We start from the raw sequence: 13,963 nt of genomic DNA, 5'->3' as shown, positions 1-13,963 counted from the left end.
CGGAATGTTATAGGTGGACTGACCCGGATTGAGCTGTTCGAGGAACCACAGACGTTCCTGCGCGAAAGACAACGGCAGATGCGCAGGACGTTCACGCGCTTGCAAAGGCGGCAACGTGCTGGCTTGACGAGATGACAGCTCCAAAGCTTCAGCGAGTGAAGCAACGCTGGGCGCATCGAACAGCGTGCGCAAAGGCAATTCTATCGAAAACGCTTCACGCAGCCGCGAAACGAGTTGAGTAGCGAGTAGCGAATGCCCGCCAAGCGTAAAGAAGTTATCGAAAACGCTGACGCGTTCGAGACCGAGCACGCTGGCAAAGCACTGCGCAAGCGTGTGTTCGAGCGATGTGCGCGGTCCGACATATGCAGCAAGATCCTGCCACTGCGGATCGGGCAACGTACGGCGATCGAGCTTGCCGTTGGGCGTCAAAGGCAACGCATCGAGCACGACGAATGCCGAAGGCACCATGTAGTCGGGCAGACGCGAGTTCAGATGCTCACGAAGGGCGTCTGTGTCGATCTCTTCGATGCCGGTGACATAAGCGATGAGTTGCTGATCCTGCGTCCCCTCGTGTCGAGCACGCGCAATGACGACCGCCTCACGCACCGCCGGATGACTGGCGATCTGTGCCTCGATTTCCCCAAGCTCGATACGAAAGCCGCGAATCTTGACCTGATGATCGTTCCGGCCAAGGAACTCGATATTGCCATCGGGTCGATATCGCGCGATATCACCCGTGCGGTACATACGCGCATCAGCAACGAACGGATCATCGATGAAGCGCTCGGCAGTGAGATCAGGACGATTCAGATAACCACGCGCCACACCCGCTCCACCGATATACAGTTCACCCACCGCACCGGGCGGCACGAGCTGATATTGCGCATCGAGCAGATACATGCGCGTGTTGGCGATCGGACGACCGACCGATACCGTGGACGACATTTCCGCTGCAATTCCCGTCCGATAGCACGATGACCAGACCGTGGTTTCGGTCGGACCATACAGATTCCACAGCGCTTTGACCTTCTCACCGAGACGCGTCGCGAGACCGGCAGACAAGGCTTCGCCGCCGCACAGCGCAGTGAGCTGCGCGTTACCCGTCCACTGCGTATCGAGCAGCATGCGCCAGGTTGCGGGCGTCGCCTGCATGAAGCTGATACCGTGTTCGGCGATGAGGCTTTGAAGCGCGACCGGATCGGCTGCATCGCTTCTGCGTGCAAGCACGATGCAGGCGCCCGTGCTCAAAGGTAGATACAACTCGAGGCCCGCGATATCGAAGGCAATGGTCGTGACGGCGAGCAGCTTGTCGGCTGCACGCATGGACGTGATATCGCGCATCGAGCAGAGGAAGTTCAGCATCTCGCGATGCTCGACCATCACGCCCTTGGGCTTGCCAGTGGAACCGGACGTAAAGAGCACGTAGGCGAGGTGATGCGGGGCGACCGATGTATGCGGATCGTCCTGCGAGCCATCGAACGATGCGTCTGGATCGAGCACGCTCAATGCACCCGTGTCGCCGAGCGCTTCACGGCCGGCCGCATCGGCGAGCAGAAGCTTCGGCGTGGAGTCGGTGAGGATGTGGCTCAGACGCTCGCCCGGATACGCTGGGTCGAGTGGCACGTAAGCAGCGCCTGCTTTGAGGATTGCGAGCAATGAAACGACCATGCCGATGCCACGCTCCACGCACAGCGCCACACGATCTTCGGGGCAAACACCCAGCGCGATCAGATGATGCGCCAGCCGATTGGCACGCGCATTGAGTTGCGCATACGTGAGCGATTGATCTTCGAAGACCAGCGCGATGGCATCGGGTGTACGTTGAGCCTGTTGCTCGAACAACTGATGAATGCACAGATCGTCCGGATAGGACGCAGCCGTATCGTTCCACGTGCTCACCAGCAAGTTGCGCGTCTCGTGCGGCAATACGTCGAGTCGATTCACTGGCGTCTGAGGTGCGTGTTCGAGCGCTTGCGCAAGGCTCGAAAGCGCCTGCTCCATATAGCCGCACAACTGCTCGGGTGACAACGGCGCGACCGTCTGCGCGGTGAGTCCAAGACTCTCGCCGTCGTCTTCGACAGCGAGCATCAGCGGATAGTTGGTGCGTTCTTCGGCGCCAAGCAGTTCGATGCCATCGAAGGCCTGCTGTTCATCGGTTCCAGCTTGATTGTGACGATAGTTGAGCAGCGCGCTAAAGAGCGGTGCGGGCGCTGCTACACCACTGCATCGCTGAGCGAGCGCGAGCGGCGCGTGCTGATGTTGCAGCAAAGCGGCGAGACGTTCATGCGTTTGACGCACGCTATCGACGACCGATGCGTCGTTCACGTCGAGGCGAATCGGCAGCGTGTTGATCAACAAGCCCAAAGCCTGATCGACGCCCGCCTGCATGCGTCCGAGCAGTACCGTGCCGAACACGATGCGTCCGTCAGAATCGGCCGCACTGGCTGCACCGAGCACGCGTGCCCACGCGAGATGACACAGGCTTGCAAGACTCACGCCGAGCTGGCGAGCCTGCGTGCGCAGACGCGTATTGAGAGAAGCGGGCAGCGTCACGCGTGTTTCGGCCACAGCAGAGCCGTCGTGATGCACGTCGGTGAAGCCGAAGGGCAGCGTCGGCTCGCTGACATCGGCGAGCATGTCGCGGAAGAACGTTTCATGCTCTTCCTGACTTGCACCGAGCCGCGCTTGGGCGACCAGATCACGGAAGTGTTGAGCCATACCGAGCGCGTGTGCGCGATCGTCGAGCAGTGCGCTGATTTCCTTCTGAATCACCTCCAGCGTGACGTGATCACCGATCAGGTGATGCCAGACGAGCAACGCCAGCCAGCGTTCCGAACCCGGTTCCTTCGCGACGGTCAGCCGTAGCAATGGAGCCTTATCGAGTGGCAGACGCTGCGAGCGCGCGTCGAACTGACGGGCGAGTTGTTCGGCGGCCGGACCCTGCGCCGGATCGAGTTCGATCTCGTGAATCGTTGCGGGTGCATCACGCAGCACGACCTGAGCGGGCGTGCTGATGCCATCGTAGATGAAAGCGGTGCGCAGAATATCGTGCCGCGTGATGACGTGTTGAAGGGCATCGAGCCAGGCATCGAAACGCGCGCGGCTGTCGAAGGCGATGCGTGCGGTTTGCAGATACGGATCGCCTTCGGTGCTCAGCATGTGATGGAACAGGATGCCTTCCTGAAGCGGCGCAAGTGCATAGATGTCTTGCACGTTGCCGATACCGCCTGGCACTTGCGCCACGATGCGATCGATATCGCTTTGCGTCACTGCGATGAGCGGCAGCATGGCGGGCGTGAGCGCGGTGCTGTCGGTCGTGATGACGTTGGGAGGCACGACGATATCGGTCGTGATCGCACCATGCTCCAGTGAAGCTGCGAGCGCGCTGAGCACGGGCGTGGCGAAGAGATCGCGTACGTTGGCGTGCAGGCCGATGCGGCGCATGCGTTCGACGAGCGTCACGGCAAGCAAGGAGTGCCCGCCGAGGGAGAAGAAGTTGTCCTGCCGGCCGACGCGCTCGAGGCCGAGCAAGCCGGCCCACAGATCGGCGAGTGCGGACTCGGTCTGACCTTGCGGGGCTTCGAAGGGGCGCAGCGCGAAGGCATCGGCTTGAGGATCGGGCAGTGCGTGACGATCGAGCTTGCCGTTGGGTGTCAGAGGCAAGGCATCGAGCGTGACGAACGCCGAAGGCACCATGTAATCGGGCAGGTGCGTGGCGAGATGCTCACGCAATACGCTGACATCGACTTCGGAAAGCAGCGTGACATAGGCGACGAGTTGTTGATCTTGTGACTCCTCGCTTCGGGCACGCGCAATGAGCACTGCCTCGCGCACCGCCGGATGCGCGACGAGTTGAGCTTCGATCTCACCGAGTTCGATGCGGAAGCCGCGTATCTTGACCTGATGATCGTTACGGCCGAGGAACTCGATGTTGCCATCGGCGCGATAACGTGCGAGATCGCCGGTGCGGTACATGCGGGTGCCGGGTACGAATGGACTGGCGACGAACCGTTGTGCAGTGAGTGCGGCGCGCCGCAAATAGCCGCCCGCCAGTCCAGCACCGCCGATGTAAAGCTCGCCGGTCACGCCCAGCGGTACGGGGCGCAGATATTCGTCGAGTACGTAGGCCTGCGTGTTGGCGAGCGGCTGTCCGATCGGAATCGATATGCCATAGGCAACGGCATCGCTCAGCGCATGAGTCAGCACGCCCACAGTCGTTTCGGTCGGTCCATAGTGATTGAGGATGCGCATGCCGGGCTTGAGTGCCTGCAAGGACGTGATCCAGTCGGATCGCGTCGCCTCTCCGCCCAGCACGAGCAGTTGCCTCGGCAATGCAGGCGCCGATTCGTGCGTGATGTCCACGAGCGCCCGCAGATGTCCGGGCACGATCTTCAGAACGTCGATGTTCCGTTCACGCATATATTGTCCGAACAGGTAACTATCGGTGGTGCGCTCGTTCGACAGCACATGCAGTTCGTGGCCCGCCACCAACGCGCCGAACAGGATCGTATTGCCGAGATCGGTGGCGATGGTGGAAGCGAGCGCCATCCTGCTCGGCGCGGGCACGTTCATTCTGGCGAGCACGCCGCTCAGGTAATTGCCAAGGTTCCGATGACTCAGGACGACACCCTTTGGCTTGCCGGTCGAGCCGGACGTATAGATCACATAAGCCGGATACTGCGGACGCGTGTCGACGGAGGGCGCGGTGGCGGGACAGCCGTCGATCAGACTTTCATCGGTGTCGACGCAGACGATTTGCACGTTCTTCGCGATATCGGAGAAGCGATCGAGAAGCTGGTCTTGAGTGACGAGCAGCGATACGTGTGCGTCGTCGAGCATGTACGTGAGCCGCTCCGTGACGGACGTGGGATCGAGCGGCACGTAAGCACCACCTGCCTTCAGTATTGCCATCAACGCGACAATCATCTCGATGCCACGCTCCATGCACAGCGCCACACGATCTTCCGGACGCACGCCCAGTGCGATCAGATGATGCGCAAGTCGATTGGCGCGTGCGTTGAGTTGCGCGTAGGTGAGTGAATCGTCTTCAAAGACGAGGGCGATTGCATCGGGCGTGCGTTGAACCTGCTGTTCGAAAAGCTGATGAATACACAGATGCTCGGCATAAGCCGCAGCCGTGTCGTTCCAGCGTTCGAGCAACGCATGCTCTTCGGGCAGCACGAGTTCGAACCCATGCAGCGGCGCATCGGGTTGATCGAGCGCCTGTTCGAGCAAGCATGTGAAGCGTTCACCGAAACGCGCGATGGTGCGTTCATCAAAAAGATCGGTCGCGTAACTGATGCTGCCGGCGAAGCGGTCTCGCGCATGAGTCAGGTTCAGCGTGATATCGAACTTGGCTCCGGCTTCCGATGGCGGCAGCAACTCCAAGGTGAGGCCGGGCAAGGCAAGTGGTTCCATCGGCGCGTTCTGCAATACGAACATCACCTGGAACAGTGCTGTGCGGCTGGTGTCACGAACCGGCGCAAGTGCTTCGACGAGCTTTTCGAAAGGCAAGTCCTGATGCGCATAAGCGGCGAGCGTCGTGTCGCGAACCTGCGCGAGCAACGTGCGCAAGGAAGGCGAGCCGGAGAGATCGGCACGCAGCACCAGCGTATTGACGAACAGGCCGATGAGCGGCTCGATCTGTGCATGCGTGCGATTGGCGATGGGCGAGCCCACTGCCACTTCCGACTGTCCTGACAAACGTGCAAGCAAGGTCTGGAACACCGCGAGCAGCAACATGAAAGGCGTGACGCCTTCCTGATGCGCCAGCGCGTTCAAGCGCCCGCATAACTCGGGACTGAGCGCAAACGGCAAGGTCGCACCGCGTCCGCTGATCTGCGCCGGGCGTGGACGATCGGTGGGCAAATCCAGCGGCGCGAGATCGGCGAGTTGATTGCGCCAGTAGTGCGTTTGTCGTTCGAGTTCAGCGCCAGCGAGCCAGTCGCGTTGCCACAGCGTGAAGTCGGCGTATTGCACGGCCAGCGGCGCTAACGCGACGGATTCATCACGCAGAGCAGCGGTATAGCACGCGCCGAGTTCGCGCACGAGCACGCCAGTGGACCAGCCATCGGAGATGATGTGATGCATCGTGAAGAGCAGCACATGTTCATCGGAGGCGAGGCGCAGCAGTTGTGCGCGAAGCAGCGGCCCATGTTCGAGATCGAAGGCGCGTGTGGCTTCGAGTTGCGCGAGACGGTGCACGTCGGTGGCTTGAGTATCGAGCGTGACGAGCGGCATCGCGATTTGCAATTGCGGTGCGATGCATTGCACAGCCTGACCGTCGTGTTGCGCGAAGGACGTGCGCAAGCTCTCGTGACGCGCTACGAGCGCGTTCAAAGCGGTCTCGAATGCGGGAACGTCGAGTGATCCGCTCAAGCGCACCGCTATCGGAATGTTATAGGTGGACTGACCCGGATTGAGCTGTTCGAGGAACCACAGACGTTCCTGTGCGAAAGACAGCGGCAAATGCGCGGGACGCGGCAGAGCTTGCAAAGGTGGCAACGTACTCGCTTGACGAGACGATTCATCGAGCGCTTCAGCGAGTGAAGCAACGCTGGGCGCATCGAACAAAGTGCGCAATGGCAGCTCGATGGAAAGCGCATCCCGCAGACGCGAAACGAGTTGAGTAGCGAGCAACGAATGTCCGCCGAGCGCAAAGAAGTTATCGAAGACACTGACGCGTTCGAGGCCGAGCACGCTGGCAAAGCATTCCGCAAGAGAATGTTCCAGCGAAGTCCGCGGCCCGACATACGCGGCAAGATCCTGCCACTGCGGATCAGGCAACGCACGACGATCGAGCTTGCCGTTGGGCGTCAAAGGCAACGCATCGAGCACGACAAACGCCGAAGGCACCATGTAATCGGGCAGACGCGAATTCAAATGCTCACGAAGATCGCCAGCGTCGACCTCGGAAACCAGCGTGAAATAGGCTATGAGCTGCTGATCCTGCGTCCCCTCATGCCGCGCACGCGCGATGACCACAGCCTCACGCACCGCCGGATGACTGGCGAGTTGCGCTTCGATCTCACCAAGCTCGATACGAAATCCACGAATCTTCACCTGATGATCGTTGCGCCCGAAGAACTCCAGACTGCCATCGGGCCGATAGCGTCCGAGATCACCCGTGCGATAAAGACGCGCGCCGGGAACGAAGGGATCGTCGATAAAGCGCTCTGCGGTCAGTTCCGGCCGATTGAGATAACCACGCGCCACACCCGCGCCACCGACGTACAACTCGCCCACCGCGCCGACAGGCGCGAGCCGACGTTGCGCATCGAGCAGATAGATCGACAGATCGGGAATCCGAACGCCGATCGGACTGTTGCCGTCCGCGCAATCCTCGCGCGTCAGCGGCCGGTAGGTCACATGCACGGTCGTCTCGGTGATGCCGTACATGTTGATGAGTCGCGGCTTCTGGTCCGAATGACGCGCGTACCACGGCTCGAGCATCGACGGATTCAACGCCTCGCCACCGAAGATCACGTAACGCAGCGCAGTGGGCGCGTCGTTGGTCTCCTGCGCCTGAATCAGCGCACGAAACGCGCTCGGCGTCTGATTAAGAACGGTGACGCCCTCTTGCTGAAGCAGACGCAGGAAGTCCGGCGCGAACCGGGCCACATGCTGCGGCACGATCACCAGCTTGCCGCCATAACGCAGCGCGCCCCACATTTCCCATACCGAGAAATCGAAGGCGAACGAGTGGAACAGGCACCAGACATCGCGTTCGTCGAAACCGAACCAGTCCTGCGTCGCGTCGAACAGACGGACGATCTGCGCATGCTCGACCATCACGCCCTTGGGCTTGCCGGTCGAACCGGACGTGTAGATCACATAAGCGAGATGCGGCGGAGCGACAGGCGTTTGCGGATCGTCCTGCGAAAGCGCGTCATCGAGCGGTGCATCGGGATCGAGCACGGTGAGCGTTCCCGTGTCGCCGAGCGCTTCGCGGCCAGCTGCATCGGCGATCAGGAGGCGGGGCGTCGAGTCGATGAGGATATGGCTCAGGCGTTCGCCCGAGTAAGCCGGATCGAGCGGCACATACGCGCCGCCTGCCTTCAGTATCGCCAGCAGCGAAACCATCAGGCCGATGCCTCGCTCCATGCACAACGCCACCCGATCTTCAGGGCAGACGCCCAGCGCGATCAGATGATGGGCAAGCCGGTTGGCGCGCGCATTGAGTTGCGCATACGTGAGCGACTCGTCCTCGAAGACGAGTGCGATGGCATCCGGCACACGCCGTGCCTGTTGCTCGAACAACTGATGGATGCACAGATCCGCCGGATAAGACGCGGTCGTATCGTTCCACGTCTTCACGAGCAAGTTGCGCGTGTCGGGCGGCAGCACATCGAGTTGATTGACCGGCGTCTGAGGCGCTTCTTCGAGCGTTTGTGCGAGGCTCGCAAGCGCCTGTTCCATATACCCGCACAACTGCTCGGGCGACAGAGGCGTGACGGTCTGCGCCGTGAGTCCGAGGCTGTCGCCGTTGTCATCGACGGAGAGCGTCAGCGGATAGTTCGTGCGCTCTTCCGCACCGAGAAGCTCGATGCCGTCGAAGGCCTCATGCTCATCGGCGGAGCCTTGATTGTGGCGATAGTTCAGCAACGCGTTGAAGAGCGGCGCGGGAGCCGCAACGCCGCTGCAGCGCTGGGCGAGCGCGAGTGGCGCATGCTGATGCTGCAATAAAGCGGCGAGACGTTCATGCGTGTGACGCACGCTGTCGGCGACCGATGCATCGTTCACGTCGAGGCGAATCGGCAGCGTGTTGATCAACAATCCCAAGGCCTGATCGACGCCAGCCTGCATGCGCCCGAGCAGCACAGTGCCGAACACGATGCGTCCATCGGAATCGAGCGCGCTGCCAGCGCTCAGCACGCGCGCCCATGCGAGATGACACAGGCTCGCGAGGCTCACGCCGATGTGTCGCGCCTGCGTGCGCAGACGCGTGTTCAACGCGGCGGGCAGCGTCACGCGCGCTTCGGCGACGGTAGATCCGTCATGGTGAACGTCGGTGAAGCCGAAGGGCAGCGTGGGCTCGCTGACATCGGCGAGCATGTCGCGGAAGAACGCTTCATGCGCTTCCTGACTCGCACCGAGCCGCGCCTGTGCGACGAGATCGCGGAACGGCTGGGCCGCGCCGAGCGAATGGCCGCGCCCGTCGAGGATCGCGCCAATTTCCGCATGCATCACTTCCAGCGTCGCATGATCGCCGATCAGGTGATGCCAGTTCAGTTGCATGAGCCAGCGCTCGCTATCGGCTTCATGCGCGATCGCGATATGCAGCAGCGGCGCACGGGCAAGGTCGAGGCGTTGCGTGCGCGCATCGAAATGGCGCGCGAGATGGTCGATCACGGACCCCCGCGGGGGATCGGTCTCGATCTCGTCGATCTTCACGGGCGCATGACGCAGCACCACCTGCGCGGGCGTGGTGACGCCTTCGTGAATGAAAGCGGTGCGCAGAATGTCATGCCGTTCGACGACCTGCTGCAATGCGTCGAGCCACGCATCGAGACGCGCGCGGGTGTCGAACGCGAGGCGCGCCGTCTGCAGATACGGATCGCCTTCGGTCGTCAGCATGTGGTGAAACAAAATGCCTTCCTGCAACGGTGCGAGCGCATAAATGTCCTGCACATTGCCGATGCCGCCAGGCATGCGTCCGACGATACGATCGATATCCGCCTGCGTCAGTTCGATCAGCGGCAGCATGTCTGGCGTGATCGATTCGCAATCCGAAGTGATGGCATTGGGCGGAACGACGATGTCGGCTTTCGGCGCGGCGTAATCGATCGCGTCGGCGAATGCGCTGAGCACGGGCGTGGCGAAAAGATCGCGCACGCTGGCTTGCAGACCGATGCGCCGCATCCGCTCGATGAGCGTCACCGCGAGCAGCGAATGCCCGCCGAGCGCGAAGAAGTTGTCATGCCTGCCGACTCGTTCGATGCCGAGCAACTCGGCCCACAGTTGCGCGAGCGCGGCTTCGGTCTGATCTCGCGGCGCTTCGAAGGGGCGCAGCGCAAAGGCATCGGCTTGCGGATCGGGCAGCGCGCGCCGATCGAGCTTGCCGCTGGGCGTGAGCGGCAGCGCATCGAGCGTGACGAACGCGGCGGGCGTCATGTAGTCCGGCAGGCGCGAGCTCAAATGCTCGCGCAGTTCGCTTGCGTCGATGCCGAACTCGTCGGTGGCGGTGACATAGGCGATCAACTGCTGATCCTGCGAGCCTGGCGTGCGCGCACGCGCGATGACCACGGCATCGCGCACGGCCGGATGACTCGCGATCTGTGACTCGATCTCACCCGGCTCGATACGGAAGCCGCGAATCTTGATCTGAAGATCGTTGCGGCCGAGAAATTCGATGTTGCCGTCGAGATGAAAGCGCGCGAGGTCGCCGGTACGGTACATGCGCGCGCCGGGCACGAACGGATCGTCGAGGAAGCGCTCCGCAGTGAGCTCGGGCCGGTTCAGATAGCCGCGCGACACGCCCGCTCCACCGATATACAGTTCGCCCACCGCACCCGGCGGCACGACGCGACGCCGCGCATCGAGCACATAGGTGCGCGTGTTGGCGAGCGGCTTGCCGATGACAGGCTGCGTCTGTCGAGTCGTGATCTCCGCGACGGTCGCATCCACCGTGCACTCGGTCGGGCCATAGACGTTGAACGCGCGAATCTGTTGCGCATGGGCGAGACGGCTCCACGTCTGCGGCGTGAGCGGTTCGCCGCCGACGAGCACCGTCAGCGGCGACTGCCGTTGTTCGAGCAGACCCGCGGAGAACAGCGATTCGAGCTGCGTCGGCGTGCAGTCGAATACGTCGATGCCGGCGGTATCGAGAAAGTCGACGAGCGCCATCGCATCGGTGCGCACATCGGCGGGAACGATGATCAGCCGATGCCCGCCCAGCAATGCAGTGAGGTTTTGCACCGAGGCATCGAACGCGATGCTGGCGTTCAGCGTCACGCTCGCGTGCGGGGCGCAATGCGCGAATACCGTCGCGTGCAATGCGTGATGCAGATTCATCACATGGCGATGCTCGACCATCACGCCCTTGGGCTTGCCCGTCGAACCTGAGGTATAGATCGCATAGGCCAGATGATGCGAGGCGAGGCCAGGCACATGTGGATCGTCGTGCGAGACGGCGTCATCGGGCGATGCATCGGGATCGATCACGCGGAGCGCGCCCACGTCGCCCAGTGCGCGACGGCCGGCGGCATCGGCGACGAGCAAGAGCGGCGCGGCATCGCCGAGAATGTAGCTCAGGCGCTCGCCCGGATACGCCGGATCGAGCGGGATATAAGCGCCTCCGGACTTGAGGATCGCGAACAGCGCGACGATCGCGCCGATGCCGCGTTCCATGCACAGCGCCACGCGATCTTCCGGACGCACACCCAGCGCGATCAGACGATGTGCAAGCCGGTTGGCTCGTTCGTTGACCTGCGCGAACGTGAGCGACTCGTCATCGCAGACGAGCGCGATCGCATCGGGCGTGAGCCGGACCTGCTGCTCGAAGCGCTGATGAATGCACAAATGCTCGGGATACGGGGAGGCCGTGTCGTTCCAGCGTTCCAGCAAGGCCTGTCTCTCGGGCAGCACGAGCTCGAACGAGTGCAGCGGCGCATCGGGCCGGTCGAGCGTCTGTTCGAGCAAACGCGTGAAGCGGCGCGCATGGGCATCGACGGCTTCGGGCGTATAGAGCGACGGATTGCCATCGAACATCAGTTCGATGCCGAGTTCATCGCCCTCGTCATGCACGATCAGCGCGAGATCGTCGGGCGTGCCGTAAAACGAGCGATTCGACACGATCCGGCACCCGGCGAAATCCAGCGCGCGGCTGTACTCGGGCATGATGTTCACGGTGGGACCGAAGAGCGGCCGGTCGGATTCGATGCGTCCCACATCGCGCCGGATGTCCTTCACGCGATAGCGCTGGTGACGCAGCACGCGGCGGCTTTGCCGCGATACGGCGTCGAGCAGGGCAGTGATGGTCGTGCGTTCATCCACGACCGCGCGCAGCGGCAGCGCATTGGACGACATGCCCGGAACGTTTCTCGCCAGTCGTCCGACCCGCGCCGTGACCGGCAGGCCGAGCACGACTTCGGGCTGGCCGCTCAGACGCGCGACATACGCGGCCATGACCGCCGTCATGATCTGCGGCCAGGTCGTGCCATTGCGCTCGGCCATCTGACGCATGCGAGCGGTCGTTTCCGGCGACAGACGCATGTGCGCGATCGCCTGCGTATGCGCGCCCGCCTGAATCGGCTCGTGCGCCATACATTCGGCGAGGATCACGGGCTCGGGGCAATTCTCCAGATAATCGCGCCAGAAGCGCTGATCGTTTTCGAACGCGCTGGACGCGCGATAGGCGGCGTCGTTGTCGAGCAGATCGGCGAGGCGTCCCCAGCCGCAGGGCGCGGGCTCGCGTTTCTCGATCAGCGCCGAATACACCGCTGCGAGGCGCTGCGTGAAAAGCAGGAAAGAATAACCATCGAACGCAATATGGTGAATGCGTTGAAAGAGAAAGAAGCGCGTAGGGCCGGCCTGAAAAAGCTGACCATCGAAGAGCGGCCAGTGACCGAGATCGAAAGCCGTGGCGAGCGCTGCCTTCACGTCGCGATCGATCGCTTCCATCGGATCGGGCGCATCGCTGACATCGACTATGCGGAGCGTGAAATTCGAGGCTTCGTCGGGCACCGCCTGATGCGGCAGGCCGTCCGTAACGAGCAGGCGCACGCGCATGCCCTCCGCTTCGTCGATCGTCTGACGCAAAGCGGACTGAAGCACCTCGACATCGAGCGGTCCGATGATCTCCGTCAGTTGCGCGAGGTTGAAGCGCGGATCGCGCAGATCGAGTTGCTGTCGAAAGAAGATGCCCGATTGAGCGGGAGCGAGGGGAAGGCTGAGCATGGCATCAATCCGTTGAGGAGAGCACGCATGCGTGCGTGCCCCGATAACCGATGGTCAAGGACATCGTCACCAGGAATCGCGGAAGAAAGGCACGCGCGTTGGCGCGCGGTTCCACCTGGCACAGATCCTTGCGTGTTCGAATAAGAAACTTCAGGAAGTAACGAGCCGGGAAAGAGAACCGAGCGCGACGAACGCTCTCATGCGAAACGCCAGCATGACGCTTTGCTGTGCCCGGATCACGTCTTTCACGGCGGGGTCGCTCAACGAGCCGATGCGATTGAGCGGGGTTCTGAAACAATGCGCGAGTGTGATGCCGAAATCGGTATCGGCGGGATCGACGCCATGCCACCAGAACGGCGGAATATAGAGAACGTCGCCGGGTTCCAGAGTCGCTTCGAATTTCGTCAGCGCGCGATCCGCGGGAAAGAAACGCGCCCCGTCATCCATGTGGTGCAGATTGGACTTGATCGGCACGGCATAGGCTTGCCAGTCTTCACTGGAAAGCTTGAACATGGAGATGCGCTTCGTGCCGAGAAGCTGTGTGGTCAGCGTTTCGTCGGTCGTATGGTAATGCCATTCTGTCGACGCATTCCGGTAGATGAAAAGCCGGTCTTGCGCATACACGCGCGGCGGCTGATCGCGCTTCGCATCGAGAAAATCGTAATGGCCGAGATCGGGTTTCCACTCCGGCGGGATCGGCAGCGAGCGGATCGCATGCGTCTCGTCCGGTCCGGCATTGCGCAGACGCGAGATCGCCTGATCCAGATTCAGCTTCGGTAGATTTTGATACCAGAGGCCGGTGGGTGAAGCATTGAATGCATCCGATACGCCGACTTCACGGTCCGTCAATGCTTCGAGATAACCTGGCGTTCCCCATTTCCTGAGCGCGGGCCAATCCCGGACAGCATGTCTGATAACAATAGGTTCCTGTGCGCAGACATTGTCACTCCAGAATTGCCCGTTTCCGAGCGTTTCATTTTCTATGGACGGAAGCTGCACACTCCGCCCCGGAACGAGATCGATAACTTTCACGATGCGGTTTGCCATTTTCCCACTCCCAGATCGA

General features: G+C 61.9%; 2 protein-coding genes. Both read right to left on the bottom strand.

From position 1 onward, the window contains the following. The coding region (locus AWB74_RS22695; protein ID WP_061148966.1) for a non-ribosomal peptide synthetase at nt 1-12,897 on the bottom strand (12,897 nt) is incomplete at its 3' end. Nucleotides 12,898-13,047: 150 nt separating this feature from the next. Next, the gene (locus AWB74_RS22690; protein WP_061148965.1) at nt 13,048-13,944 is read right to left on the bottom strand and encodes a cupin-like domain-containing protein; all 897 of its coding nucleotides are present in this window, start codon (nt 13,942-13,944) and stop codon (nt 13,048-13,050) included. Between the last annotated feature and the right edge of the window lie 19 nt (nt 13,945-13,963).

It is taken from the genome of Caballeronia arvi, assembly GCF_001544695.2.
GTDB lineage: Bacteria > Pseudomonadota > Gammaproteobacteria > Burkholderiales > Burkholderiaceae > Caballeronia > Caballeronia arvi.
Note: the sequence above shows the minus strand (reverse complement) of the source record. Positions and strands in the feature narration are given on the sequence as shown.

Excerpts from the sequence above, each read along its gene's own strand:
- AWB74_RS22690 (WP_061148965.1), bottom strand. The coding sequence starts at position 13,944 with ATGGCAAACCGCATCGTGAAAGTTATCGATCTCGTTCCGGGGCGGAGT.